The following is a 26,849-nucleotide window of genomic DNA, read 5'->3' on the forward strand; positions in this document are numbered from 1 at the left end:
ATGCGTATTCTGATGATTATTGACGGCCTGCCCGGCGGCGGCGCAGAAAAAGTGGTGCTGACGCTGTGCCAGGGCATGCAGCAAATGGGCAATGACGTCAGTCTGATTTCATTGCGCGATGTCTGTAACTACCCTATTCCTACCGGCATTCACTACCAGGTGGTGGCGGACAGCAGCCGTTCGCCATGGCGTAAACTGACCGAACTGTCTCGCCGCGCCGCCGCGTTGGACAAGGCCATCGCAGATAACGAACGCCAACAGGGCGCCTATGATCTGGTGTTCTCCAACCTGCATAAAACCGATCGCATCGTCAGCCGCAGCAAACTGCTCTCGTCAGATCGCCTGTGGTTTTGCATTCACGGCATCCTTTCAACCTCTTATCTGGGCCACCGCAAGGGGCTGGATCGCTGGTTGAAACAGCGAAAAATCGCGGCGGTTTACCAAGGCAGAAATATCGTTGCGGTATCAAAGGCCGTCGGGGACGATTTACAGCGGAACCTGCCGATCCAGCCAAGCAGACTGGAAGTGATCAATAATCCGTTCGACATTGCCAGCATCGAGCAGCAGGCGGCAGAGCCCTGCGAGTTGGCGGGCAAAGATTACCTGGTGCACGTTGGGCGTTTTCATCCGCACAAACGGCACGATCGCCTGCTGAAAGCCTATGCCCAATCGGGTATACAGGCGCCGTTGGCGCTGATCGGCACCGGCAGCGAATCCCATATCGCACAGGTGAAGCAACTGGCGAACCAGTTGGGCATTGCCGAGCGCGTGCTGTTTCTCGGCTTCCAGGCCAATCCCTACCCGTTTATTCGCCACGCATCCCTGCTGGTGCTGAGCTCCGACAGTGAGGGCTTTGGCAACGTACTGGTTGAAGCGCTGCTGTGCGATACGCCGGTGGTCAGCACCCGTTGCCCGGGCGGTCCTGCGGAAATTCTGGAAAAAGCGGGAATGGAAAACGCATTGGCGGAGCTCAATGAAAAATCGCTGGCGGAAAAAATGGCGGAAATGTATGCCTCGCCCCCGGAGATTAATCACCAACAGCTGCTGAGCTATGGGTTACAGCCTATTTGTCAGCAATATTTATCGCTCAAAAAATAATTAAGGCAGGGGAAACCCTGCCTTATTTTTAATTAATTGAACGCCTGTATTTTTTCCCACACATCATCAACGGGCACATCAATACAGTCACCCGATTCGGTCTGCAAAATGTGATAGCGGCCGGACCATGGGTGCCAGGATTCTTTATCCGTATCGCCAAAGAACACCACCATATCTTTATTCAACGCGGCAGCCAGATGCATCTGCCCACCATCGCTGCACAACACCCTGTCGCATAAATCAAAACCGGCCAGTAATTCCCGCACCGACGCCGTTGGGTACAGCGCCACACGCTCGTTCTGGCACAGCGCCAACAGTTGCTCGGCCCGTTTCTGATCGCCAATATCATCCGGCGTCAGCGTGCCCTGAGGCGACCAAAAAATCAGGACTCCCGTGTTGGGTTCAGCAAGTAAGCGATTGATAATTTCAGCATAGCGTTCGATCGGCCAGCGCCGCTTAGGACTGCGGCTGCTGATATGAACGGCACAAATCCGCTCGACCGACGGTAAGCTGGCTTGCAACCGCTGCGCTGCCTGTTGACGCTCTTCCGCGGTCAGAAACACCCGCACCGGCGGGATAGGGATGGATTGTTCGGTAATAGCCGAGAGGTAGCTGAAGGTATGTTCTACCTGATGTTTTCCGCTGAAATTCGCCTTGCGGAAAGGATGATGAATATCAGGCGTGCCTAAATCTGCACCAATGATATTGCTGACCCCGGCCATTTTTGCCAATCGCAGACTGTACTTGCAGGGTACCGGATTGGCCAGGATGGCCGCGTCGAATTTTATTTTACGCAGCTGAAGAAAAATCATCAGCCGTTCGAAATAAACCCCCAGCGTGGTTTCATTTTTCGCCTTATGCTTTGCTTTTTTATAGACAAAGACTTTTTCCAGATGCGGGTTATTTTTAACGACATCCTGGCTAACTTTATTGATTAACAGATAAAGTTTGGCGTCCGGATAGGCAATTTTCACCCCTTCGATCAACGGGGTTGTACAAACAAGATCGCCAATATTGTCACGGCGAATAATTAAAATATTCTTCATTCCAAGCCTATCAGCGAAATCTCTCGCCTGTTGTCTGAAACTGACACCCAAGGTTACCAAATTAGCGCCTTTCCCTTCCAGTTATGGTACTATTCTGAATAACCCATATAAATGAAATTGATAGAATGTTGCTGCGTTTATATCAGGTACTACTCTACCTTATCCAACCCCTGATCTGGCTCCGCTTACTGTTGCGCAGCCGCAAAGCTCCAGCCTACCGTAAACGCTGGGCAGAACGCTATGGCTTCTGCGCCGGTAAAGTCGTGCCGGGCGGGATCATGCTGCATTCCGTCTCCGTGGGTGAAACGCTGGCCGCCATCCCCTTGGTCCGCGCGCTACGCCACCGCTACCCCTATTTACCGATTACTGTGACCACGATGACCCCGACAGGTTCAGAACGCGTGCAGTCCGCCTTCGGTAAAGACGTTCATCACGTTTATCTGCCTTACGATCTGCCTGGCTCGATGCGCCGTTTCCTGGATCAGGTGAATCCCAAGCTGGTCATCATCATGGAAACCGAGCTGTGGCCCAACCTGATTAACGCATTGCATCAGCGCCAAATTCCGCTGGTGATCGCCAACGCCCGTCTCTCTGCCCGCTCAGCCGCCGGTTATAAAAAAATCGGCGGTTTTGTCCGCGATATGCTGCGCCGTATTACGCTGATCGCCGCGCAAAATCAGGAAGATGGCGAGCGCTTTATCGAGCTTGGCCTGAAACGCTCACAGCTTACCGTTACCGGTAGCCTGAAATTCGATATTTCCGTTACTCCGGAACTGGCCGCACGCGCGGTCACATTACGCCGTCAATGGGCGCCGCGTCGCCCGGTATGGATCGCCACCAGCACCCATGAAGGCGAAGAAAGCATTCTGCTGGCTGCACACCGAAAACTGCTGGAGAAACACCCTGACCTGCTGTTGATCCTGGTGCCTCGCCACCCGGAACGCTTCGCGACGGCCAAAGATCTGGTACAAAAAGCTGGTTTCAGTTACACCCTTCGCAGCAGCGGTGAAATCCCTTCCGGCGGCACTCAGGTGGTGATCGGCGATACCATGGGCGAGCTGATGCTGCTGTACGGCATTGCCGATCTGGCCTTCGTTGGCGGCAGCCTGGTGGAACGCGGCGGGCATAACCCGCTAGAAGCCGCGGCACACGCCATTCCGGTACTGATGGGGCCACATACCTTCAACTTCAAGGATATTTGCGCCAAACTGTCGCAAGCCGAAGGGTTGATCACCGTGACCGACGAGGAATCGCTGGTCAAGGAAGTGGCTACATTGCTCACCGACGAAGACTATCGTCGCTATTACGGCCGCCACGCGGTGGAAGTGCTGTATCAAAACCAGGGAGCGCTGCAACGCCTGCTGCAACTGTTGGAACCGCACCTGCCGCCTCGGAGCCATTAAATGAGCGACCGTAAAAGCCTGTCGGTGGTGATTATCGCCAAGAACGAGGCCGGGCTGCTGCCGGATTGCCTGCACTCCGTTGCCTGGGCAGACGAAATCATCATGCTCGACTCTGGCAGCCAGGATGACAGCGTTGCCGTTGCCGAAAGCCTGGGTGCCAAAGTATTCACCCATACCGACTGGCAGGGCTTCGGCAAACAGCGCCAACTGGCTCAAAGTTACGCCAGCCACGACTATATTCTGATGATTGACGCCGACGAACGCGTTACGCCGGAATTGCGCCAGTCGATTGAACAAGCGCTGGCCGCGCCAGATGAGAATAAGGTCTACAGCTGCGCACGCCGCAACCTGTTCCTGGGGCGCTTTATGCGCCACAGCGGCTGGTATCCCGATCGCGTCAACCGCCTGTATGCCAATCGGCGTTATCGCTATAACGACAATCTGGTGCACGAGTCCCTCAATACTGACGGGGCGAAAGTGGTGCCCCTTAGCGGCGACCTGCTGCACCTGACCTGCCGTGACTTCTTTGCCTTTCAACGCAAACAGCTGCGTTATGCCGAAGAGTGGGCCATTCAACGCCACCAGGCCGGCAAGCGCTGCAGCTATCTGTCGATACTGACCCACACCCTTGGCGCCTTTTGCAAAACCTGGCTGCTGCGTGCCGGCTTCCTGGACGGTAAACAGGGGTTGCTGTTAGCCGTGGTCAACGCGCAATATACCTTCAATAAATATGCCGCACTCTGGGCATTGGGCCGCAACTATTCAGAGAAGTGAATCATGACCCGTAAAGCCATTTATCCCGGTACTTTCGATCCCATGACTAACGGCCACCTGGATTTGGTGACACGCGCATCTTTGATGTTCGATCACGTCATCCTGGCCATCGCCGCCAGCCCGAGCAAAAAGCCGCTGTTCACGCTGGATGAGCGCGTAGCCTTGGCCAGCCAGGTGACGTCGCACCTGGATAACGTGGAAGTGCTGGGGTTCAGTGAACTGATGGCACACTTTGCCGCCCATCAGAATGCCAATATTCTGGTACGCGGCTTGCGTGCGGTCTCTGATTTTGAATATGAATTGCAGTTGGCGAACATGAACCGCCATTTAATGCCGACATTGGAAAGCGTGTTTCTGATGCCTTCCGAAGAGTGGTCGTTCATCTCCTCCACCCTGGTGAAGGAAGTCGCACGGCACGGCGGCGATATCTCACCTTTCCTGCCGGCCGTAGTCACTCAGGCACTGTTCGAAAAGCTCGCCGAACACTAATCAGCGCTGGCAGCGACGGCAGAAAAATGTGCTGCGCTGCCCGTGTTTCGCAGACTCAATCGGCGTGCCGCATGCGCGACAAGGCTCCCCCGCACGGCCGTACACCTGCAACTCCTGCGCGAAATAACCCGGTTTACCGTCTGACTGCAGGAAATCGCGCAGCGTGGTGCCCCCTTGTTCGATTGAACGCAGCAACACCGCCTTGATGGTCTCCGCCAATAACTCCGCCTCCGCTTTGCTCAGCGAGCCCGCTGGACGGTCTGGCAAGATCCCGGCGGTAAACAGCGATTCACTGGCGTAGATGTTGCCTACCCCGACCACCAACTTGTTATCCATCAACCAGGGTTTGATCAGCGTGCGCTTGCTGCGTGACTTTTCGTACAGGTAAGCGCCGTTAAAGGCTTCGCTTAGCGGTTCCGGCCCCAGGTGCGCCAGCACGTTGCTGGCCGCCAGATCCTCGCACCATAACCAGGCGCCAAAACGGCGGGGATCGGTATAGCGCAGTGTCATGCCATTGCTGATCACCAGATCGACGTGGTCGTGCTTGCCGGCTTCGGTTTCCTCAGCCAGCATGCGCAGGCTGCCGGACATGCCCAGGTGAACGATAATCCAACCGTGGTCCAGTTCAATCAGCAGATACTTGGCACGGCGTTGCACGCTGCGCACCGGTTGGTCGCTCAGCGCCAGAATTTGCTCGGAAACCGGCCAGCGCAGACGGGCATTGCGCACCACCGCATATTGAATGCTGTGACCGACGAGATAAGGTTCAATCCCGCGTCGGCTGGTTTCAACTTCTGGTAATTCAGGCATCTGGCGCTCTCCCGTTGATTTCCTACCTTTATAAAACAAAAAACCCGGCCGAGGCCGGGTTTTTATTAATCCACTAAAATTATTTAATTTTAGCTTCTTTGTACAGTACGTGTTGACGGACAACTGGATCGAATTTCTTCAGTTCCAATTTTTCCGGCTTAGTACGCTTGTTCTTCGTGGTGGTATAGAAGTGACCAGTACCAGCAGAAGAAACCAGCTTGATCTTCTCGCGAACACCTTTAGCCATGATTCAGTTCCTTAATACTTCTCACCACGGGCACGCAGATCGGCCAAGACCGTCTCAATACCCTTCTTATCGATAACACGCATACCTTTAGCAGATACACGCAGAGTTACAAAGCGCTTCTCAGCCTCAACCCAAAAACGGTGTGAGTGCAGGTTCGGCAGAAAACGGCGTTTGGTCGCGTTCATTGCGTGGGAACGGTTGTTACCGCTCACCGGGCGCTTGCCAGTAACTTGGCAGACTCGGGACATGTCTATTCTCCAAAAATCAAATCAGCTCGAGCTTCGTATAGGGTATGGCCGCCTCGTCAGGCTTTTAGAGCCCATCTCAGCAAACTTCATACTGAGGAGACTCTCGTCATCAGGTCAGAAACCACACATCAGGTTAGAAACCTGCTGAGATAGGCTCTTGCGCCAAACCCAAGATTCTCAAAGGTGGCGTAGTATACGCTCTGAAGCGTAAGTGCTCAAGTCCCGAACAGCTAAAGATCCCATAAGGATCGCGAAAAAATCGCTTAAAGCCATCCGCGTTCGGCAAAAGAGACGCATTCACCCCGACCTATAACCAAATGATCGAGCACTCGGATCTCCAATAACAGGCAGGCATTAACCACTTGCTCCGTTATCAAACGGTCGGCGTGGCTGGGTTCAGCCTTACCCGAAGGATGATTATGCGCCAGAATAATGGCGGCCGCATTAGCCTTCAACGCTTCACGCACAATTTCTCTCGGGTGTACGACGACGCTGCTGATGGTACCAGCAAACATCTCCTGATGGCGAATAACACGGTGCTGATTGTCTAAAAACAATACCAAAAACACTTCCCGCTCATGGTGCGCCAGCAAACTTTGCAGATAATGCTGGGTCATCCTGGGGTTGAGCATGGCATTTTCCTGTGCCAGATGACTGGAAAAGAAGCGGAACGCCAGCTCCGAAATCGCCTGCAGTTGGGCATAACTGGAATTACCCAGCCCCTTGTGACTGCAAAAAACCGAATGGTCTGCCGACATCAGGTGATACAGCGAGCCAAACTGCGCCAATAATTGCTCTGCCAGTTGCATAACGTGCACGCCGGGAAAGCCGGTGCGCAGGAAAATGGCCAGCAGCTCCGCATCGGACAATGCCGACGCCCCGTAACGCAACAATTTTTCCCGTGGCGCCAATGTATCCTGCCACAGGGTGATTACCTGACTGCTCATTAACACCCTCCCGAAAACGCCACAGCATGCCACGCAGCGAAGCAGCTCACGACAGGTGTTTGATAACATTGCGAAGTGCTGCGCAAAGCACAATGTAACGCGTTGCAGGCGCAGCGGAATCACTCACCTGTCGGACGGTTATGCTAAAATGGCACATCTTTCGGATTCAATCGGACAATCATGATGACGGGACTTTCCGGCAAACATATTGTGCTTGGCATCAGTGGCGGTATCGCCGCATACAAATGCCCAGAACTGGTACGCCGCCTGCGTGACAGAGGCGCGGAAGTGCGTGTGATAATGACAGGCGCGGCGAAAGCCTTTATCACGCCGCTGACGCTGCAGGCCGTTTCCGGCTACCCGGTCTCGGACGATCTGCTGGATCCCGCCGCCGAAGCTGCAATGGGTCATATTGAGCTCGGCAAATGGGCGGACCTGGTGATTCTGGCGCCGGCTACCGCCGATCTGCTGGCGCGCGTCGCCGCCGGAATGGCCAACGATCTGCTGACCACCGTCTGCCTGGCCACGGCGGCACCGATCGCTGCCGCACCCGCCATGAACCAGCAAATGTACCGCGCCGTCGCCACCCAGGCCAATCTGCAGACGCTACAAGCGCGCGGTATGCTGCTCTGGGGGCCTGACAGCGGCAGTCAAGCCTGTGGCGACGTCGGCCCAGGCCGCATGCTCGATCCGCTGGAAATCGTCGAACTGGCGAACAGCCATTTCTCCGCACCGCAAGATCTGAAACATTTAAAGATTATGCTCACCGCCGGCCCCACGCGCGAAGCGCTGGATCCGGTTCGTTTCATCAGCAACCACAGCTCCGGCAAGATGGGCTTTGCCATCGCCGCCGCCGCCGCCGCACGCGGTGCGCAGGTCACGCTGATCGCAGGGCCGGTCAACCTGTCGACGCCGCCATCGGTCACCCGTGTAGATGTGATCAGCGCATTGGAAATGGAGCAGGCGGTCCAGCAAAGCGCCGGCCAACAGGATATTTTTATATCTTGCGCTGCCGTGGCCGATTACCGCGCCGAGCAGATTTCCGATGAAAAAATAAAAAAACAGGGTGATGAAATCATCCTCAAAATGGTAAAAAACCCCGATATCGTTGCCGGCGTCGCCGCGATGACCAAAAATCGGCCTTTTGTCGTGGGGTTTGCTGCCGAAACCCAGAATGTGGAAGAATACGCGCGACAAAAACTGGCGCGTAAGAAACTGGATTTAATTTGCGCTAACGATGTATCGCTTGCAGAGCATGGGTTTAACAGTGACACCAATGCCTTGCACCTTTTTTGGCAGAATGGAGAAAAGCGCCTGCCGCTGAGCGACAAGGCACTCCTTGGCCAACGTTTAATAGACGAGATAGTCAGCCGTTATGATGAAAAAAATCGACGTTAAAATCCTCGACCCGCGTATCGGGAAGGACTTCCCTTTACCGACCTACGCCACCCCAGGTTCCGCAGGCCTTGATCTACGTGCCTGCCTGGACAGCGCTGTCGAGTTGGCGCCGGGTGAAACCACGCTGCTGCCAACGGGCCTGGCTATTCATATTGCCGACACCGATCTTGCCGCAGTGATCCTGCCGCGTTCCGGTCTGGGCCATAAACACGGTGTGGTACTGGGCAATCTGGTCGGCCTGATCGACTCCGACTACCAGGGCCAGCTGATGGTTTCCGTCTGGAACCGTGGTCAGAAATCCTTCACTATTGAGCCAGGTGAACGTATCGCGCAGATGGTGTTCGTGCCGGTAGTTCAGGCTGAATTCAATCTGGTAGAAGAGTTCGACAGCAGCGAACGCGGTGCCGGTGGCTTTGGCCACTCCGGCCGCCACTAAGCGCTGCCTGATACCTGACCGACGACAAGGAATTGTCGCCTTAAATCTTGCTACCCCGGAGAGAAGGACGGCTCCATGGCAAGATTTTGCCGACTACGATTACAGCGCACACCAGGGCGCACGGAGAATACAGGTCGTTAAGGCCGCTGACCCCAGCATCGTAAAAAAGCTATCACATAAGCCGCACAGAGCTTTCTCTGCAACGGCCGGTGCCCGGGTTTCCGAAAGTCTAAGCAGTTTTAGCAAGGGTCTAATCAGACATGGCAGAAAAAGAAAATATCAAAAGGAATCGGCGCGAGGAAATACTGCAGGCATTAGCCCAGATGCTGGAGTCCAGCGACGGTAGCCAGCGTATTACCACCGCTAAACTTGCCGCTAACGTCGGAGTCTCCGAAGCTGCACTGTACCGGCACTTTCCCAGCAAAACACGGATGTTCGACAGCCTGATCGAGTTTATTGAAGACAGCCTGATCACGCGCATCAACCTGATTTTGCAGGATGAAAAAGAGACCTTTAACCGTCTGCGCCTGATTTTGCTGCTGGTATTGGGGTTCGCCGAACGCAACCCTGGCCTGACGCGAATCATGACCGGCCATGCGCTGATGTTTGAACAGGATCGCCTGCAAGGCCGCATCAACCAGCTGTTTGAACGCATTGAAGCGCAATTGCGTCAGGTACTGAAAGAGCGAAAACTGCGGGAAGGCAAAGGCTTTATCGTGGACGAAACGCTGCTGGCAAGCCAGCTGCTGGCGTTCTGCGAGGGGATGCTGTCGCGCTACGTGCGATCTGAATTCCGCTATCGCCCAACCCAAGAGTTCGATGGCCGCTGGCCACTGCTGGCGGCACAGCTGCAATAAACCCGTTACCGGGCGCATTTTACGCGCCCGGTAACGTAGATACTGAGTTAGACCCCGTACTGCTCACGATAGGCGCGCACCGCCGCCAGGTGATCCGCCATTTCTGGCTTTTCTTCGAGATAAACAATCAAATCCTTCAGCGTCACGATGGAAATCACCTTGCAGTGATAGTCACGCTCAACTTCTTGAATGGCCGAAATATCCGCACGACCTCGTTCCTGACGATCGAGTGAAATCAGCACGCCGGCCAACGTTGCGCCGCTGGCACCGATGATTTCCATGGATTCACGGATAGCCGTACCGGCAGTGATCACATCGTCCACCAGCATCACGCGGCCCTGTAGCGGGCTGCCTACCAGCGTGCCACCTTCGCCATGGGTCTTGGCTTCCTTACGGTTAAAGCAGTAAGGCACGTCGCGCTCATGGTGCTCTGCCAAAGCCACCGCCGTGGTGGTGGCAATCGGGATACCTTTGTAAGCAGGACCAAACAGCAGATCAAACTCAATACCGGAATCCATCAGAGCTTCAGCGTAGAAACGCCCGAGTAGCGCAAGATCACGCCCGGTATTAAACAGGCCGGCATTAAAGAAATATGGGCTGGTGCGGCCGGATTTCAGGGTAAACTCGCCGAATTTCAATACCTGCTTGTTAAGCGCGAACTCGATAAACTGGCGCTGATAGGCTTTCATTACTGCTTCTCCTCGTCTGGTCGGTTAGATCTGTTAATACTGCCGCCCGATCGCCGGGCGTAAAAAAGGCGACTCTTGAGTCGCCTTAAAAAATTAGTCTGCCAGCGCCGCTTTCTGCGCCTGGAAGATGGTATCGATGCCCCCTCGAGCCAGCGCCAATAACGCCAACAGTTCATCATGGCTGAACGGCTCGCCCTCGGCGGTGCCCTGCACCTCGATCATACGGCCATCTTCCATCATCACCACGTTCATGTCGGTTTCTGCTGCAGAGTCTTCAACGTACTCCAAATCGCACAGCGCTTCGCCGTTAACGATACCGACGGAAACCGCCGCCACCAGCCCTTTCATCGGGTTGGCTTTCAGCTTGCCGTTGGCCACCAGCGCATTCAACGCATCGGCCAGCGCAACGCAGGCGCCGGAAATGGACGCGGTACGGGTACCGCCATCGGCCTGCAATACGTCACAGTCGAGAGTGATGGTGAACTCACCGAGTTTTTTCAGATCTACCGCGGCACGGAGCGAACGGGCAATCAGGCGCTGGATCTCCAGCGTGCGGCCACCCTGCTTGCCTTTTGCGGCCTCGCGGGCGTTACGGCTGTGGGTGGAACGCGGCAACATGCCGTACTCAGCGGTGATCCAACCCTGGCCCTGACCTTTCAGGAAGCGCGGCACACCCTCTTCTACCGTGGCGGTGCACAAAACTTTGGTATCGCCAAACTCAACCAGCACTGAGCCTTCTGCGTGTTTGGTATAATGACGGGTCAGTGTCAGTGGGCGAACTTGTTGTGGTGCTCTGCCTGCAGGACGCATGGGCTCTCTCCGGCTTCTTATCAACGATTGGCTGCGCATTATACGGGCTTCGTGACGTAATGCCTATCCTGCCCGAAGGTCCAACGCTATAATCGCTCCATCTTTTCCTATTACGGGTACGCATCAATGATCCGCAGCATGACAGCCTACGCTCGGCGAGAAATCAAGGGTGAATGGGGCAGCGCAGCTTGGGAGCTGCGTTCCGTTAACCAACGCTATCTGGAAACCTACATCCGTCTGCCGGAACAATTCCGCAGCCTGGAACCGGTGATCCGCGAACGCATTCGTGGTCGTTTGACCCGCGGCAAAGTGGAGTGCAACCTGCGCTTTGAGCTGGATCCGAGCGCGCAAAGCTCGATGATCCTGAACGAAAAACTGGCCAAGCAGCTGGTTGAAGCCGCCAACTGGGTAAAAATGCAGAGCGACGAAGGGGAAATCGATCCTATCGACGTCCTGCGTTGGCCTGGCGTGATGTCTGCTCAAGAGCAGGATCTGGACGCCATCAGCGCACAGCTGATGCAAGCGCTGGATGGTGCACTGGATGACTTCATTGTGGCTCGCGAAAGCGAAGGCACCGCACTGAAAGCGCTGATCGAACAGCGTCTGGAAGGCGTGAGCGCTGAAGTAATCAAGGTTCGCGCCCAAATGCCCAACATTCTGCAATGGCAGCGTGAGCGTCTGGTCAGCAAACTGGAAGAAGCCCAGGTGCAGCTGGAAAACACCCGCCTGGAGCAAGAGCTAGTGCTGATGGCGCAGCGTATTGACGTTGCCGAAGAGCTGGATCGCCTGGAAGCTCACGTAAAAGAAACGCACAACATCCTGAAGAAGAAAGAAGCCGTGGGCCGTCGCCTCGACTTTATGATGCAGGAGTTCAACCGCGAATCCAACACGCTGGCATCCAAGTCCATCAATGCCGAAGTGACCACTTCAGCCATCGAGCTGAAAGTGTTGATCGAGCAGATGCGCGAACAGATCCAGAATATCGAGTAATACATTGCTTCATTCGTTTAAGCCCGCACCCGCGGGCTTTTTTTATGGCGCAGAAGACCGCACCTGAAAAGGCGCGGCGGTGGTATGCGGCTTAATACAGCTCTTGGGTTGGCCGCAAAACAATTTCGTTGATATCCACCTCCGCCGGTTGCTCGATGGCATAGGCGATGGCACGCGCTACGGAATCCGCCGGGATGGCCTGTTGATAAAACTCCTCAACGAACTTCACGCTTTCCCGGTCCGAGGTGCCAAGCTTCAGTTCGGAATCCACGGCTCCCGGACAGATAATGGTGGTGCGAATATGTGCCCCCACCTCATAACGCAAGCCTTCGGAGATAGCGCGTACCGCAAACTTGGTGCCGCTGTAAACGGCGCCGCCCGGGCTAAGTACCTTCAGACCGGCGACGGAGGCGACATTGATAAAGTGACCGCTCTGCTGTTGCTCAAACACCGGTAGCGCAGCGGCAATGCCATACAGCACGCCTTTGAGGTTGATATCGATCATCCGTTCCCATTCGTCGACCCGGGTGGCGCTCAGCGGGGCTATCGCCATTAACCCTGCGTTGTTCACCAACACATCAACGCGCCCAAATTCCGTTATTGCGGCATCGACCATTGCCTCCACGTCGTTACGGTGAGTGACATCTACCGCTACCGCGAGCGCTTTACCCCCGGCCGCGATGATTTCATTCGCCAATGCATCAAGACGCGTTTTGCGACGCGCTGCCAATACCAACGTTGCGCCCCGAGCGGCGAGATGGCGAGCTGTCGCCTCGCCCAATCCACTACTGGCGCCGGTAATAATCACAACCTTGCCTGAAATCTGGTTCATACAGTTCTCCTCAGCAAAAAGGCCATAAAGCCTCCGTTATAGAACCGGATGTCGCGATGTGTCGTGAAGCCAAAAATAACCCTGCGATTTATAAGTCATCGCAAAGGCTGAAGTATAGTACAGCCGTAAAAATCCGGCTCACAAGCGACTCTCGCCGTGAAATTCGCGTTGAATTTATTTATGAAAAACTGCCGATAAGTAAGAGAGGATGACAATCGGCAACTTACCCGGCTTACCGAAAGTATTTTGTTCTAATTATCACGTAATGTAATGAAAGGCCGGGAGAGCTGTGGCTAAATGTGTTTTTTCCTGCCCGTTTAGCCGTACGGACTCTTTATGCCGCAAATTCTGCAATTTATTTTTGCCCTGGTGGTGATCATCGCCCTGGCACTACTGGTCAGTAATGACCGCAAGAAAATCCGCCTGCGTTATATTATTCAGCTTTTAGTCATTGAAGGCGCACTCGCCTATTTCTTCCTGCATTCAGAGAGCGGCCTGAGCGTCATCAAGCACGTTGCAGGTTTCTTTGAAACGCTGCTGACCTACGCCGCACAGGGTTCCGACTTTGTGTTTGGTGGCATGAGTAAAGACGGGCTGGCGTTTATCTTCCTGGGCGTGTTATGCCCGATTATCTTTATTTCCGCGCTGATCGGTATTTTGCAGCATTTCCGCATTCTGCCGCTGATTATCCGTCTGGTCGGCACCCTGCTGTCCAAGGTTAACGGCATGGGCAAACTGGAATCTTTCAACGCCGTCAGCACGCTGGTGCTCGGCCAGTCTGAAAACTTTATCGCCTACAAGGGCATCATCGGCGATATCTCGCCGCGTCGCATGTACACCATGGCAGCCACCGCCATGTCGACGGTATCCATGTCCATCGTCGGTGCCTACATGTCGATGATCGATGCGCAATACGTGGTAGCCGCGCTGATCCTCAATATGTTCAGCACCTTTATCATATTGTCGATCATCAACCCTTATCAGTTGGACGATGAACCCGAACTGAAACTGAGCAAGTTGCATGAAGACCAGAGCTTCTTTGAAATGCTGGGCGAGTACATCCTGGCGGGCTTCAAAATCGCGATGATTATCGCCGCCATGCTGATTGGCTTTATTGCGCTGATTTCAGCGGTAAACGCTCTGTTCTCCGCCGTGTTCGGCATCAGCTTCCAGCAAATCCTGGGCTATGTATTCTATCCACTGGCCTGGCTGATCGGTATCCCGGCACCGGATGCGCTACGAGCAGGCAGCATTATGGCGACCAAACTGGTGGCCAATGAGTTTGTGGCAATGATCGAACTGAAGAAAATCGCTACGGAGCTGTCACCGCGCGGCCTGGGCATTCTGTCGGTATTCCTGGTGTCTTTCGCCAACTTTGCCTCTATCGGCATCGTCGCCGGGGCAATCAAAGGGCTTAACGAGCGACAAGGTAACGTGGTTTCTCGTTTTGGTTTGAAGCTGGTCTATGGTTCCACGCTGGTCAGCCTGCTTTCGGCAGCCATCGCCGGACTGGTACTGTAAACACTATCCCGGCCTGCGGGCCGGGAGCTTATCAGAACGCGACGCACACGGGCGCATCAACCCGCATCACGGAATCCTGTGCAAACTGTTGTTTATAGCTGCTGCGCAATGCCTCAATATGGGTTTCACTTTCCTTGCCCGGCGCATGAATCAGCATCAGCGCTTTGCTGTTTTCGCGCGCCAGCTTGCCGTCATTACCCAACCACTGTCCTTTGGCATCAAATACCGATAACCCATCTTTAAAACGCGGCGTCACTTGCCGATCGACAAAACTCTGCCATTCGGCAGCACCGATCGCTGGCCCCGCAGGGCGATTAAGGCCAAAATAAAGCGTAGTTTGGACCATAGGATCGCCAACCTGGCAGGTCGCCGATTTTTGCGGCCCGGTGTTCTGAACCGGCGCAACGCAACCGCTCAACAGGATGGTCACAGCGGCAGCCGCCGCCAGTAGGGAAGTAGCTTTCATTTATCTTCATGTTCCTCAGTAAACGCCATCATCAGCCAGAGATCCCTCACCGCCAAGCGGCCTCGGGATCGCATGCAAAAAGCATAGTCAGCAATAGAAACCAATGCGAAATATCTAATGCTTTCTTGAATAAAATAAGGTTACAAAAGGCAATGGATAAGCAAATAAAACAAAAAATGGATTAACTAAAGTAATCCGAATTGCCATCGGTTAGAAAAACTCAGTGGTGCTATGTCCTCGCGGCTATTACCCTGCCACCATGACACTCATTCCCGCCCACCCTGTGAATATCTTATGTTATTGAGCATTCTTTATATCATCGGTATTACTGCCGAAGCCATGACTGGCGCACTGGCTGCCGGCCGCCGCCAAATGGACATGTTTGGCGTCATTATTATTGCCTCTGCCACGGCAATCGGTGGCGGTTCGGTACGCGACATGTTGCTCGGGCATTTCCCCCTGGGGTGGGTCAAACATCCTGAATATATCGTTATCGTTGCCATTGCCGCGATCGTCACCACCTGGCTGGCCCCCTTGATGCGTCACCTGCGCCGTCTTTTTCTGGTGTTGGACGCCGTTGGGCTGATTGTATTTTCAATCATCGGCGCACAGGTCGCGCTGGACATGGGCCACGGTGCCATCATTGCCGCGATTGCCGCGGTGATCACCGGCGTATTCGGCGGCGTTCTGCGCGATATGCTCTGCAATCGCATTCCCTTGGTATTCCAGAAAGAAATCTACGCCGGTATCTCCTTCGCCGCCGCCTGGCTGTACATCGGTCTGCAACACTTCAGCCTGCCACATAATATGGTGGTGATCATCACTTTGGTAGCCGGCCTCAGCGCCCGACTGATTGCTCTGCGCTTTCGGCTGGGTCTGCCGGTGTTTAACTATCAGCATCCGGATCATTAATAAGGGCACCATAACAGCATAGGCAATCCCGTTGTTGATGGACTTCAAGAGGAACATCACATCAAGGCGCGCCGGCAAAACCCACAATCCCTTGTGAGCCCAGGATGCTGACCAGCGCCAGGACTGGCTGGTGCTGGAGAAAATCGGCAATCTGTTGTGCCCTTTTTGCACCAATACCGACGATTTGCCGCCACGCCACGGGGGACATTTGCTGGACCTGATGCCAGTTTGTCAGCGCCATCGTTTGCTGCGGGGAGAGCGGTATACCTAAAGCGAGCAGCCAACGCGCGAACGGTTGTTGTCGCGCCTGCTGAAATTGCCGGTGAATGCTTTGCCCTCGCTTACCGCCGATCCCGGGCGCGGCCATCAGTTGTTCCGGCGTCAGCAACAGCCAATCCAGCAAATTCCGCACTAACCCCTGATCGATCAGCGTCTGCCAGGTGGATTCACTGACGCCGCGCAAACTTAACCCCTGCGGGCCGCTCAACCACACCAGTCGGGCAAGAAACTGCTGACGGCAATCCGGTCGCCAACTGAAACAACTCAACGCGTGGTAACGTTCAGCAGACGGCGCACTGGGCAGCGACCGGTCCGTTCCACGCCAGACCACATTATTGAGATGTGGAATGCCGTGTCCCATCAGGCTGATGGTTACCTGATCTCCGGGCACAACCGCCCATTTTCGCCAACGTGGTAGCGAGCCGAGGTTAACTCTTGTCACCCATTTATCGTCCATCCTGACGGGTTCAAGCCGCAGTACCACGGCGATTTTTCCGGTGCGACCAATATTGAAATCAATACCATTGACCCTCGCCACTTGCTGCACGGGCGGATACTTCCAGGCAACGGCCCAATCACCGGGCCTGGCTTGCCAGTAGAGCCCCTGGGGTGAGTGTGCCTGATGGATCACCACACCATCGGTGACGAAAGGCAAAGCGGTTTTATGCCAATGCTCTCGCCATTGTTGCACCTCCGCCGAGGATTTCACCGGCTGCGAAAAAGTCAGGGCAAGAGGAAAACCCATTTCAGCAAGCTGGCGTAAACGCTGCGCCATCTCCTGCGGACCGTTCGGCCAGGCCCAGACAAACAGCCCGATCTGCTGGAGTAGCGGCGAAGGCTTATTTTTCATCAGCGCGCCGGCGACCTTGGCACGGGCGTTGATGCCGCCGCTGACCTTTTGTTGATGACCGTTCACCATCAGAAACAGCTCGCCCTGCAGAATCAACGTTGGCGGGGCCCCCTTAATACTGACCGGCACCGCAGGAATAGTCCGCACTTTTTCCAGCCAGTTCTCGCCTTTCAGCCCGTTCCCTCGGCTGATCGCCGACGTCAGTTTTCCGTCGTGATAAACCAGCGTGATGGCGACACCGTCCACTTTGGGTTGAACCCAGAGATCACTGCGCCCCTTTAACCATTGGTCGACGGCGGCAAGATCCGGCAATTTCCGCAACCCGGTATGCGCCACCGGGTGCGGCACCTTGCCTTCGGGTAAAAGCGGGCCAGCCCCCTCCTCCGGCGCTGCCCCGGCGCAACGCTGCCATAACCGCAGCTTTTCGCGCAGACTGTCGTAGACTTCATCTTCAATTAAACTGCTGCCCTGCTGGTAATAAGCTACGTCCCAGCGTTCAAGCTGGTTTTTTAAGGCGGTTATCTCCAGCTGCATCCGCACCGGGCGCCACGCCGGACAGGCTTGCGCCCGAACAGTCTCACTGCACAGCAAACCGAACAGCAGCATCATCCCTATTCTCATGACACTTTTGCGCATCTTTCACCTCCCTGATAACCGGCAGTAAAGCCGGAAGAGGAAAGCACGACAATGGCCCATGTGGCGTTCTGCGCAGCGGCTCGAGAAAGCCCGCTCGCATTGCAGAAAACCGTCAAAATTTGGCGATACGCTGCGCAAACCACCCTGTTTGAGGTTTTTTCAGCATAAAGGGGCGGGCAAAATGCGAGCTAACGCTGCATCCGGCACGTTAGCCGTGTATACTGTGCGGAGAAAATACACATCCGCTGTTATTGGCATATCAACGAATATCATCATGGCTCAAGGCACGCTTTATATTGTCTCTGCCCCTAGTGGCGCAGGGAAATCAAGTCTGATTCAGGCTTTGTTAAAGACGCAACCGCTGTACGACACGCAGGTTTCGGTTTCGCACACCACGCGCGACAGCCGCCCGGGTGAACAGCATGGCGATCATTATTTCTTCGTCTCAAAAGAAGAATTCTGCCGAATGATTGAGCAGGATGCGTTTCTTGAGCACGCCGAAGTGTTCGGCAACTATTACGGTACCTCACGCGCTGCCATTGAGCAGGTGCTGTCGACCGGGGTAGACGTTTTCCTGGATATCGACTGGCAGGGCGCGCAACAAATTCGTGCCAAAATGCCCCAGGCGCGCAGCATCTTTATTTTGCCGCCGTCGAAGGAAGAACTTGGCCGTCGCCTTCGTGGACGCGGACAAGACTCTGATGAAGTGATCGCCAAACGCATGGCGCAAGCCGTGGCGGAAATGACGCACTACGCGGAGTATGACTATTTAATCGTGAACGATGATTTCGATCTGGCCCTGTCCGATCTGAAAACCATTATTCGCGCCGAACGCCTGCGTTTAGGCCGCCAATTACTGCGGCATGACGCTTTAATCAGCAAACTATTGGCAGACTGAAGACAGTTTCAGTATTATGCCCAGTCTTTTCGTCACCTGTGGAGTAGCACAAATATGGCACGCGTAACTGTTCAAGACGCTGTAGAGAAAATTGGTAACCGTTTTGACCTGGTGTTGGTCGCTGCTCGTCGGGCACGTCAAATCCAGACTGGCGGTAAAGATGCACTTGTTCCGGAAGAAAACGACAAGTACACCGTTATCGCGCTGCGCGAAATCGAAGAAGGCCTGATCACCAGCCAGATCCTCGATGTTCGCGATCGTCAGGAGCAGCAAGAGCAGGAAGCCGCAGAAATTCAAGCGGTTACCGCGATTGCTGAAGGTCGTCGTTAATTAATTAGACTGCGAGCCTGCCTTGTACCTGTTTGAAAGCCTGAATCTGCTGATTCAACGTTACCTGCCTGAGGAGCAGATTAAGCGCCTCAAACAGGCATACCTCGTTGCACGTGATGCTCACGAGGGACAGACACGCTCCAGCGGTGAGCCCTACATTACTCACCCGGTTGCTGTGGCCTGTATTCTGGCGGAAATGCGTCTCGATCATGAGACGCTGATGGCAGCCCTGCTGCATGACGTCATCGAAGACACCCCAGCCACCTATCAGGATATGGAACAGCTGTTCGGCAAAAGCGTCGCCGAATTGGTTGAGGGCGTATCCAAGCTCGACAAACTGAAATTCCAGGACAAAAAAGAAGCCCAGGCGGAAAACTTCCGCAAGATGATCATGGCGATGGTGCAGGATATCCGCGTCGTGTTGATCAAGCTGGCCGACCGCACGCACAACATGCGTACCTTAGGTTCGCTGCGCCCCGACAAACGGCGGCGTATTGCACGTGAAACCCTGGAAATCTACAGCCCACTGGCCCATCGTCTGGGTATTCACCACCTGAAAACCGAGCTGGAAGAGCTGGGTTTCGAGGCGTTGTATCCGAACCGTTATCGCGTAATCAAAGAAGTGGTGAAAGCCGCACGCGGTAATCGTAAAGAGATGATCCAGAAGATTCTCGCCGAAATCGAGGGGCGATTGACCGAAGCCGGCATCCCCTGCCGCGTCAGCGGGCGAGAAAAACATCTGTATTCCATTTACCTCAAGATGCACCTGAAAGAACAGCGCTTCCATTCGATTATGGATATCTATGCGTTCCGGGTGATCGTGAAAGAGGTGGATACCTGCTACCGCGTGCTGGGTCAGGCTCACAGCCTGTATAAACCGCGCCCTGGCAGGGTCAAAGACTATATCGCCATTCCCAAGGCCAACGGCTATCAATCGCTGCACACTTCACTTATCGGCCCGCATGGCGTTCCGGTAGAGGTGCAGATCCGTACCGAAGATATGGATCAGATGGCCGAAATGGGGGTCGCCGCGCACTGGGCTTATAAAGAAAAAGAACAGGGCGAAACCGGCACCACCGCGCAAATCCGAGCCCAGCGCTGGATGCAGAGCCTGCTGGAGCTGCAACAGAGCGCCGGTAGCTCGTTTGAATTTATTGAGAGCGTCAAATCCGATCTGTTCCCGGATGAGATTTACGTTTTCACCCCGGAAGGCCGCATCGTTGAATTGCCTGCGGGCGCCACCCCGGTCGATTTCGCCTACGCGGTGCATACCGATATCGGCCACGCCTGCGTTGGCGCACGGGTTGATCGTCAGCCATACCCGCTGTCGCAGTCACTGACCAGCGGACAGACGGTCGAAATCATCACTGCCCCGGGCGCACGGCCAAACGCCGCCTGGCTGAACTTTGTCGTCAGCTCCAAAGCGCGCGCTAAAATTCGCCAGATGTTGAAAAACCTCAAGCGCGATGATTCGGTTGGCCTCGGCCGCCGTTTGTTAAACCATGCGTTGGGCGGCAGTCGCAAACTGGCCGAGATCCCGCCGGAAAATATCCAACACGAGTTGGATCGCATGAAGCTGGCGACGCTGGACGATCTGCTGGCTGAAATCGGCCTGGGCAATGCCATGAGCGTCGTGGTCGCGAAAAACCTGCAGGGCGATCAGTCCAATCTGGGCACCTCTTCCGGCGTTCGTAATCTGGCGATCAAGGGTGCAGACGGCGTGCTAATCACCTTTGCCAAATGCTGCCGACCTATTCCGGGTGACCCGATTATCGCCCACGTCAGCCCAGGTAAAGGCCTGGTGATCCACCATGAATCCTGTCGCAATATCCGCGGCTACCAGAAAGAGCCTGAAAAGTTCATGGCGGTAGAGTGGGATAAAGACATCGAGCAGGAATTCATTGCCGAGATCAAAGTGGACATGTTTAACCATCAGGGGGCGCTGGCCAACCTGACGGCAGCCATCAATGCGGCTGAGTCCAATATTCAAAGCCTGAATACCGAAGAGAAAGACGGCCGGGTTTATAGCGCCTTTATCCGCTTGACCACCCGCGATCGCATCCATCTGGCAAATATTATGCGTAAAATCCGTATCATGCCGGATGTCATTAAAGTTAACCGCAACCGAAATTAGCGCTTATGAGCCCTGAACGCTATGCGCGGATTTGTGAAATGCTGGCCACCCGGCAGCCGGATTTAACCGTCTGCCTGGAACAGGTTCACAAACCGCATAACGTCTCCGCCATTATCCGCACCGCCGACGCTGTCGGCGTGCATCAGGTGCATGCCGTGTGGCCAACTACACGCATGCGAACCCTGGTTTCCTCCGCCGCCGGCAGCAACAGCTGGGTCAATGTTCAAACCCATCGCACTATCGGCGACGCCGTAACTCATCTGAAAGGCCAGGGCATGCAGATCCTGGCGACTAACCTTTCCGCCCGGGCGGTAGACTTTCGCGAAGTGGATTACACTCGCCCTACCTGCGTCCTGCTGGGCCAGGAAAAAACCGGCATTACCGAAGAAGCGCTGGCGCTTGCCGATCAGGACATCATTATTCCGATGATCGGTATGGTGCAGTCACTCAACGTGTCGGTTGCCTCAGCCTTGATCCTGTACGAAGCGCAACGCCAGCGGCAAAATGCCGGCCTGTATCGCCGTGAGCACAGTATGCTCGACGCAGAAGAACAACAACGTCTGCTGTTTGAAGGTGGCTACCCGGTGCTGGCCAACGTGGCCAAGCGTAAAAAGCTGCCGCGTCCTCATATCGATCAACAGGGCCAGGTGGTCGCCGATGCCGAATGGTGGGCGGCCATGCAGGCGACGGTACGCAAATGAAAGGCCGTCTGCTGGATGCTGTCCCACTCACTACGCTTTCCGGGGTTGGCGCCAGCCAGGCGGGCAAACTGGCCAAGATTGGTCTGGAAACCATTCAAGATCTGCTGCTGCACCTGCCGCTGCGCTATGAAGACCGCACCCGCCTCTACCCGATAAACGATCTGCAGCCTGGCATTTTTGCCACGGTGGAAGGCGAAGTGCTGCGTACCGACATCAGTTTTGGACGCAGGCGCATGCTAACCTGCCAGATCAGCGACGGTACCGGCCTGCTCACCCTGCGTTTCTTCAATTTCAACGCTGCGATGAAAAACAGCCTGGCCACCGGCCGTCGCGTGACCGCCTACGGTGAAGTCAAACGCGGTAACCACGGCGCCGAAATTATTCACCCTGAATATCGCATTCAAGGGGAAAGCAGCGAAGTTGAGCTGCAAGAGTCATTGACACCGGTTTATCCCACCACCGAAGGCATACGCCAGGCCACGCTGCGCAAGCTGACCGATCAGGCGCTGGAGTTGCTGGATACCTGCGCTATTGCCGAACTGCTGCCGCCGGAACTGAGCGGCGGTCTGATGAGCCTGCCACAGGCGCTGCATACCCTGCACCGCCCGCCGCCGGATATCCAATTGGCGGATTTGGAACAGGGCAAGCATCCGGCGCAAAAACGCCTGATCCTGGAAGAACTGTTGGCGCATAACCTCAGCATGCTGGCGGTACGAGCCGGTGCGCAGAGCTATCAGGCCCTGCCGTTAATGCCCGACGACCGGCTTAAAAAGCAATTCCTCGCCCAGTTGCCCTTTGCCCCCACCGGCGCGCAAGATCGCGTAGTGGCCGATATCGAAGCCGATATGCAAAAAGGCTTCCCGATGATGCGCCTGGTGCAAGGCGACGTTGGCTCCGGCAAAACGCTGGTGGCCGCGCTGGCAGCACTGCGCGCTATCGCTCACGGCAAGCAGGTGGCGTTAATGGCCCCAACGGAACTGCTGGCCGAACAGCACGCCAATAACTTCCGTCAGTGGTTTGAACCGCTGGGGTTAGAGGTTGGCTGGCTGGCTGGCAAGCAAAAAGGCAAGGCGCGTATCGCACAGCAAGAGGCAATTGCCAGCGGGCAGGTCTCCATGGTGGTCGGTACCCACGCCATCTTCCAGGAACAGGTGCAATTTTCCGGTCTGGCGCTGGTGATCATCGATGAACAGCACCGTTTTGGCGTACACCAGCGGCTGGCACTGTGGGAGAAAGGCGAAGAACAAGGCTTCCATGCCCATCAGTTGATCATGACCGCCACGCCAATCCCACGCACGCTGGCAATGACCGCCTATGCCGATCTCGACACCTCGGTGATCGACGAACTGCCACCGGGCAGAACGCCCGTCACTACCGTTGCCATTCCAGACACCCGGCGCGCCGATATTATTCAGCGGGTGAAAAGCGCCTGCATGGAAGAAGGCCGCCAGGCGTACTGGGTTTGTACCCTGATCGAAGAATCCGAACTGCTGGAAGCCCAGGCAGCCGAAGCCACCTGGGAAGAATTGAAAACCGCGCTGCCAGAGCTGAAAGTGGCGCTGGTGCACGGTCGCATGAAAGCACAAGAGAAACAGGCGGTAATGCAGGCCTTTAAACAGGGTGAGCTGCAGTTGTTGGTGGCGACGACGGTGATCGAGGTGGGGGTCGACGTGCCCAACGCCAGCCTGATGATCATCGAAAACCCCGAGCGACTGGGGCTGGCTCAGCTGCATCAGTTGCGGGGGCGCGTGGGTCGTGGCGCCGTAGCGTCTCACTGCGTGTTGTTGTACAAAACCCCGTTGAGCAAAACGGCGCAAAAGCGCCTGCAGGTGCTGCGCGACAGTAATGACGGTTTCGTTATTGCCCAGCGCGATCTGGAGATCCGCGGTCCCGGTGAACTGTTGGGCACCCGCCAAACCGGCAGTGCGGAGTTCAAAGTGGCGGATTTGCTGCGCGATCAGGCGATGATCCCGGAAGTACAACGCGTCGCCCGCCATATACACCAGCAGTACCCGGAGCATGCCAGAGCCCTGATTGAACGCTGGCTACCGGAGAAAGCACGTTACTCCAACGCCTGATTTTCAGGCAGAGAAAAGGCGCCAGATAGGCGCCTTTTTCGTTATTACGACCGCTTAATCAGCCAATCGCCGGAAACACCGGCAACAGCAGATACAGCTTAATCACAATCGCGTTGGCGATATCGATAAAGAACGCCCCCACCATAGGCACCACCAGAAACGCCAGGTGCGATGGACCGAAGCGATCGGTAATCGCCTGCATGTTGGCGATCGCCGTAGGCGTGGCCCCCATGCCGAAACCGCAGTGGCCCGCAGCCAACACCGCTGCATCGTAATTTTTACCCATCACCCGGTAGGTAACGAAAATTGCGTACAGTGCCATCACCAGCGTCTGTACGGCCAGGATCGCCAGCATTGGCAGCGCCAGAGAAGCCAGCTCCCACAAACGCAGGCTCATCAACGCCATCGCCAGGAACAGCGACAGGCTAACGTTGCCCAGCACCGACACCGCACGCTCAAACACGGTATAGAACCCGGTGAAGGCCAGGGTGTTGCTGAGGATCACCCCAACGAACAGCACGCAAACAAAGTTGGGTAATTCAAATACCGTACCGCTCAGCAAGCCGGAGATAAACTGCCCCAGGCTCAGGCAGATGGCGATCATCGCGATGGTTTCAATCATGATCAGCGAGGTGATCAAACGGCCGCTCTCCGGTTTTTCAAAACCGCTTGGCTGGACGCTGTCATCCGGCGAGCCTTCCGGGGTGGAAGAGTGCTTCACCAGGTAACGCGCCACCGGACCGCCGATCAGGCCACCCAGAACCAGACCGAAGGTGGCACAGGCCATCGCCACTTCCGTGGCGTTTTCAAAGCCGTAGCGTTCGATAAACAGCTTGCTCCAGGCCGCCCCGGTACCGTGACCGCCGGACAGGGTAATCGAGCCGGCGATCAGGCCCATCAACGGGTCCAGACCCAGCATTTTCGCCATGCCGATGCCGATAGCGTTCTGCACCAGCAGCAGGCCCAGCACCACAAACAGGAATACCATTAATGCCTTGCCACCCGCGCGCAACCGCGACAGGTTGGCGTTCAAACCGATGGTGGCGAAGAAGGCCAACATTAACGGGTCTTTCAGCGACATATCGAAGCTGATTTCCCAGTTAACGAACTTTTTCAGGGCTAACAACAGGAGTGCCACCAGTAAACCACCGGCGACAGGAGCGGGAATGGTGTATTTCCTCAACAGGGGGATGCTGGTGACGCATTTGCCCCCAAGGAGCAGAACCAATGTTGCTGCGACTAACGTGCCATAAGTATCAAGATGAAACATCCAGTTACTCCATGTAAGGGAAAAGATCCAATTAATAAATAATAAGTTAGAGAAAACCGCTTAGTTTTTAAAACTTGATGAGTGCAGGATTAGAAGTAAAAAACGCTGATAACACAAGAAAAAATGAACGAAAATGCGACATAAGTGACGATACTGCTAACAAAGCATTAACGCGCAACCGTTTGCTTTTATGGGCCAAATCATTAAAATGCCTGCTTTGCCGTTTCTGGAAATGCCACACCATGACCCAGCCATCCGCCGAGTTCGATGCTGCGCAAAAAGCATCCGCCACTCCCCGCAACAGTGAACTGATTTATCGCCTGGAAGATCGCCCACCGCTGCCGCAAACGCTGTTCGCCGCCGGTCAGCACCTGCTGGCGATGTTCGTTGCCGTGATCACACCGGCCCTGTTGATTTGTCAGGCACTGGGTCTGCCGGCGCAGGACACTCAGCACATTATCAGCATGTCGCTGTTCGCCTCCGGCCTGGCCTCTATTTTACAAATCAAAACCTGGGGACCCGTCGGCTCGGGCTTGCTGTCTATTCAGGGCACCAGCTTTAACTTTGTTTCGCCGCTGATCATGGGCGGGCTGGCGCTGAAAAATGGCGGCGCGGACGTTCCCACCATGATGGCTGCGCTGTTCGGTACGCTGATGGTCGCCTCCTGCACCGAGATCCTGCTGTCACGCGTGTTGCACTTGGCACGGCGCATTATCACCCCGCTGGTCTCCGGCATTGTGGTGATGATTATCGGTTTGTCTCTGATTCAGGTCGGTTTGACTTCCATCGGCGGCGGCTATGCTGCGATGAACGGAGGTACCTTCGGCGCCCCCAAAAATCTGCTGCTGGCCGGCGCGGTATTACTGGTCATTATTCTGCTTAACCGTCAGCGCAATCCCTACCTGCGCGTCGCCTCACTGGTGATTGCCATGGCGGTGGGTTATCTGCTGGCCTGGGCCATGGGCATGCTGCCAGAAAGCCAGCCCACCCCCGAGACGGCGGCGATCATCATCCCGACCCCGCTGTATTACGGTCTGGGTTTTGACTGGAATCTGCTGCTGCCGCTGATGCTTATCTTTATGGTCACCTCGCTGGAAACTATCGGCGATATCACCGCGACCTCTGACGTGTCGGAACAACCTGTCAGTGGCCCACTGTATATGAAGCGCCTTAAGGGCGGCGTACTGGCCAACGGCCTGAACTCCATGCTGTCGGCGGTGTTTAATACCTTCCCTAACTCCTGCTTCGGTCAAAACAATGGCGTGATCCAACTGACCGGCGTCGCCAGCCGCTACGTCGGCTTCGTGGTGGCACTGATGCTGATCGCGCTGGGGCTGTTCCCGGCGGTGGCCGGCTTCGTACAACACATTCCTGAGCCGGTATTGGGCGGCGCCACCCTGGTGATGTTCGGCACCATCGCCGCATCCGGTGTGCGCATCGTGTCGCGAGAGCGTCTGAACCGCCGTGCAATCATGATCATGGCGCTGTCGTTGGCCGTGGGGATGGGCGTTTCCCAGCAACCGTTGATCTTGCAGTTCGCACCGGACTGGCTGAAAACATTACTCTCCTCAGGCATTGCTGCCGGCGGCATCACTGCCATCGTGCTGAACCTGCTGTTCCCGCAGGAACACGAGAAACAATAATCCATCGAACTGCCTTGTGACAAACGGCCGCTTGCGGCCGTTTTTTATTGCCTATCA

At 55.5% G+C, this 26,849-nt stretch carries 27 protein-coding genes; 16 read left to right on the top strand and 11 right to left on the bottom strand.

Translation table 11 applies throughout. The features are described 5' to 3' along the window. On the top strand, positions 1 to 1,098 hold the full coding sequence (locus tag M2407_RS24800; RefSeq protein WP_122080468.1) for a glycosyltransferase: 1,098 nt from the start codon (positions 1 to 3) through the stop codon (positions 1,096 to 1,098). Between the two features lie 32 nt (positions 1,099 to 1,130). Here the strand turns inward: M2407_RS24800 and M2407_RS24805 are convergent, their stop codons facing one another. Further along, the gene (locus M2407_RS24805) at positions 1,131 to 2,144 is read right to left on the bottom strand and encodes a glycosyltransferase family 9 protein (protein ID WP_020837605.1); all 1,014 of its coding nucleotides are present in this window, start codon (positions 2,142 to 2,144) and stop codon (positions 1,131 to 1,133) included. Between the two features lie 125 nt (positions 2,145 to 2,269). On the opposite strand from M2407_RS24805, the gene waaA reads away from it, so the two are divergent. The 3 genes from waaA to coaD are packed head-to-tail and all read left to right on the top strand — an operon-like array spanning position 2,270 to position 4,810. Further along, positions 2,270 to 3,547 (top strand): lipid IV(A) 3-deoxy-D-manno-octulosonic acid transferase, encoded by a 1,278-nt coding sequence (gene waaA, locus M2407_RS24810; RefSeq protein ID WP_048762411.1) that lies wholly within the window; start codon positions 2,270 to 2,272, stop codon positions 3,545 to 3,547. Next, a complete protein-coding gene (locus tag M2407_RS24815) occupies positions 3,548 to 4,321 on the top strand; it encodes a glycosyltransferase family 2 protein (protein WP_048762412.1) in 774 nt (257 codons plus the stop codon). 3 nt (positions 4,322 to 4,324) lie between these two features. Beyond that, positions 4,325 to 4,810: a pantetheine-phosphate adenylyltransferase gene (gene coaD, locus M2407_RS24820; protein ID WP_020837609.1), complete on the top strand. Its 486-nt coding sequence runs from the start codon at positions 4,325 to 4,327 to the stop codon at positions 4,808 to 4,810. Here coaD and mutM read toward each other — a convergent pair whose 3' ends face one another. From mutM to radC, 4 genes are all read right to left on the bottom strand, one after another. Next, positions 4,811 to 5,620 (bottom strand): bifunctional DNA-formamidopyrimidine glycosylase/DNA-(apurinic or apyrimidinic site) lyase, encoded by an 810-nt coding sequence (gene mutM, locus M2407_RS24825; protein ID WP_122080471.1) that lies wholly within the window; start codon positions 5,618 to 5,620, stop codon positions 4,811 to 4,813. A 79-nt stretch (positions 5,621 to 5,699) separates the two neighbouring features. Then, on the bottom strand, positions 5,700 to 5,867 hold the full coding sequence (rpmG, locus tag M2407_RS24830) for a 50S ribosomal protein L33 (protein ID WP_002208990.1): 168 nt from the start codon (positions 5,865 to 5,867) through the stop codon (positions 5,700 to 5,702). 11 nt (positions 5,868 to 5,878) lie between these two features. After that, positions 5,879 to 6,115 carry a 50S ribosomal protein L28 gene (rpmB, locus tag M2407_RS24835; RefSeq protein ID WP_004931195.1) on the bottom strand — a complete coding sequence of 79 codons (237 nt, stop codon included), beginning with the start codon at positions 6,113 to 6,115 and terminating at the stop codon, positions 5,879 to 5,881. 263 nt (positions 6,116 to 6,378) lie between these two features. Continuing rightward, a complete protein-coding gene (radC, locus tag M2407_RS24840; RefSeq protein WP_020837632.1) occupies positions 6,379 to 7,062 on the bottom strand; it encodes a RadC family protein in 684 nt (227 codons plus the stop codon). 180 nt (positions 7,063 to 7,242) lie between these two features. Between radC and coaBC the strand changes: the two genes are divergently transcribed. From coaBC to slmA, 3 genes are all read left to right on the top strand, one after another. Next, a complete protein-coding gene (gene coaBC, locus M2407_RS24845) occupies positions 7,243 to 8,460 on the top strand; it encodes a bifunctional phosphopantothenoylcysteine decarboxylase/phosphopantothenate--cysteine ligase CoaBC (protein ID WP_165366271.1) in 1,218 nt (405 codons plus the stop codon). After that, positions 8,438 to 8,896 (top strand): dUTP diphosphatase, encoded by a 459-nt coding sequence (dut, locus tag M2407_RS24850; RefSeq protein ID WP_046374864.1) that lies wholly within the window; start codon positions 8,438 to 8,440, stop codon positions 8,894 to 8,896. Before coaBC ends, dut begins: the two co-directional genes overlap by 23 nt. Positions 8,897 to 9,156: 260 nt before the next feature. Beyond that, positions 9,157 to 9,753, top strand: coding sequence for a nucleoid occlusion factor SlmA (gene slmA, locus M2407_RS24855; protein ID WP_020837638.1), 597 nt, complete (start codon positions 9,157 to 9,159; stop codon positions 9,751 to 9,753). A 47-nt stretch (positions 9,754 to 9,800) separates the two neighbouring features. Here slmA and pyrE read toward each other — a convergent pair whose 3' ends face one another. Continuing rightward, complete coding sequence (pyrE, locus tag M2407_RS24860) at positions 9,801 to 10,442, bottom strand: orotate phosphoribosyltransferase (protein ID WP_020837639.1); 642 nt, start codon at positions 10,440 to 10,442, stop codon at positions 9,801 to 9,803. A 93-nt stretch (positions 10,443 to 10,535) separates the two neighbouring features. Then, the gene (gene rph, locus M2407_RS24865) at positions 10,536 to 11,252 is read right to left on the bottom strand and encodes a ribonuclease PH (protein WP_012147518.1); all 717 of its coding nucleotides are present in this window, start codon (positions 11,250 to 11,252) and stop codon (positions 10,536 to 10,538) included. A 126-nt stretch (positions 11,253 to 11,378) separates the two neighbouring features. On the opposite strand from rph, the gene M2407_RS24870 reads away from it, so the two are divergent. Beyond that, complete coding sequence (locus tag M2407_RS24870; RefSeq protein WP_020837642.1) at positions 11,379 to 12,242, top strand: YicC/YloC family endoribonuclease; 864 nt, start codon at positions 11,379 to 11,381, stop codon at positions 12,240 to 12,242. Between the two features lie 91 nt (positions 12,243 to 12,333). On the opposite strand, the gene M2407_RS24875 is transcribed toward M2407_RS24870, so the two are convergent. Next, the gene (locus M2407_RS24875) at positions 12,334 to 13,074 is read right to left on the bottom strand and encodes an SDR family oxidoreductase (RefSeq protein ID WP_259220112.1); all 741 of its coding nucleotides are present in this window, start codon (positions 13,072 to 13,074) and stop codon (positions 12,334 to 12,336) included. A gap of 336 nt (positions 13,075 to 13,410) precedes the next feature. Here M2407_RS24875 and M2407_RS24880 point away from each other — a divergent pair, with 336 nt between their 5' ends. Continuing rightward, positions 13,411 to 14,595: a NupC/NupG family nucleoside CNT transporter gene (locus M2407_RS24880; RefSeq protein WP_020837645.1), complete on the top strand. Its 1,185-nt coding sequence runs from the start codon at positions 13,411 to 13,413 to the stop codon at positions 14,593 to 14,595. A 31-nt stretch (positions 14,596 to 14,626) separates the two neighbouring features. On the opposite strand, the gene M2407_RS24885 is transcribed toward M2407_RS24880, so the two are convergent. Continuing rightward, a complete protein-coding gene (locus tag M2407_RS24885; protein ID WP_020837646.1) occupies positions 14,627 to 15,061 on the bottom strand; it encodes a DUF3574 domain-containing protein in 435 nt (144 codons plus the stop codon). A 294-nt stretch (positions 15,062 to 15,355) separates the two neighbouring features. On the opposite strand from M2407_RS24885, the gene M2407_RS24890 reads away from it, so the two are divergent. Beyond that, the gene (locus M2407_RS24890) at positions 15,356 to 15,973 is read left to right on the top strand and encodes a trimeric intracellular cation channel family protein (RefSeq protein WP_020837649.1); all 618 of its coding nucleotides are present in this window, start codon (positions 15,356 to 15,358) and stop codon (positions 15,971 to 15,973) included. 61 nt (positions 15,974 to 16,034) lie between these two features. Here M2407_RS24890 and ligB read toward each other — a convergent pair whose 3' ends face one another. Further along, on the bottom strand, positions 16,035 to 17,738 hold the full coding sequence (gene ligB, locus M2407_RS24895; RefSeq protein ID WP_259220113.1) for an NAD-dependent DNA ligase LigB: 1,704 nt from the start codon (positions 17,736 to 17,738) through the stop codon (positions 16,035 to 16,037). A 274-nt stretch (positions 17,739 to 18,012) separates the two neighbouring features. Between ligB and gmk the strand changes: the two genes are divergently transcribed. From gmk to recG, 5 genes are read left to right on the top strand one after another with little or no spacing between them, the layout of a single operon-like run. Further along, positions 18,013 to 18,636 carry a guanylate kinase gene (gmk, locus tag M2407_RS24900; RefSeq protein WP_041415115.1) on the top strand — a complete coding sequence of 208 codons (624 nt, stop codon included), beginning with the start codon at positions 18,013 to 18,015 and terminating at the stop codon, positions 18,634 to 18,636. 54 nt (positions 18,637 to 18,690) lie between these two features. After that, positions 18,691 to 18,966: a DNA-directed RNA polymerase subunit omega gene (rpoZ, locus tag M2407_RS24905; protein WP_004953385.1), complete on the top strand. Its 276-nt coding sequence runs from the start codon at positions 18,691 to 18,693 to the stop codon at positions 18,964 to 18,966. A 22-nt stretch (positions 18,967 to 18,988) separates the two neighbouring features. Then, positions 18,989 to 21,100, top strand: coding sequence for a bifunctional GTP diphosphokinase/guanosine-3',5'-bis pyrophosphate 3'-pyrophosphohydrolase (gene spoT / locus M2407_RS24910; protein ID WP_020837653.1), 2,112 nt, complete (start codon positions 18,989 to 18,991; stop codon positions 21,098 to 21,100). Between the two features lie 5 nt (positions 21,101 to 21,105). Beyond that, positions 21,106 to 21,801, top strand: a complete 696-nt coding sequence (gene trmH / locus M2407_RS24915; RefSeq protein WP_020837654.1) for a tRNA (guanosine(18)-2'-O)-methyltransferase TrmH — start codon at positions 21,106 to 21,108, stop codon at positions 21,799 to 21,801. Then, positions 21,798 to 23,879 carry an ATP-dependent DNA helicase RecG gene (gene recG / locus M2407_RS24920; protein WP_046375107.1) on the top strand — a complete coding sequence of 694 codons (2,082 nt, stop codon included), beginning with the start codon at positions 21,798 to 21,800 and terminating at the stop codon, positions 23,877 to 23,879. The genes trmH and recG overlap by 4 nt, the downstream gene beginning before the upstream one ends. A gap of 58 nt (positions 23,880 to 23,937) precedes the next feature. Here recG and gltS read toward each other — a convergent pair whose 3' ends face one another. Beyond that, a complete protein-coding gene (gltS, locus tag M2407_RS24925) occupies positions 23,938 to 25,149 on the bottom strand; it encodes a sodium/glutamate symporter (RefSeq protein ID WP_020837656.1) in 1,212 nt (403 codons plus the stop codon). A 242-nt stretch (positions 25,150 to 25,391) separates the two neighbouring features. On the opposite strand from gltS, the gene M2407_RS24930 reads away from it, so the two are divergent. After that, positions 25,392 to 26,792, top strand: a complete 1,401-nt coding sequence (locus M2407_RS24930) for an NCS2 family protein (RefSeq protein WP_187962075.1) — start codon at positions 25,392 to 25,394, stop codon at positions 26,790 to 26,792. Positions 26,793 to 26,849 lie beyond the last annotated feature (57 nt).

This window comes from Serratia sp. BIGb0234, from assembly GCF_024809915.1.
GTDB lineage: Bacteria > Pseudomonadota > Gammaproteobacteria > Enterobacterales > Enterobacteriaceae > Serratia > Serratia liquefaciens.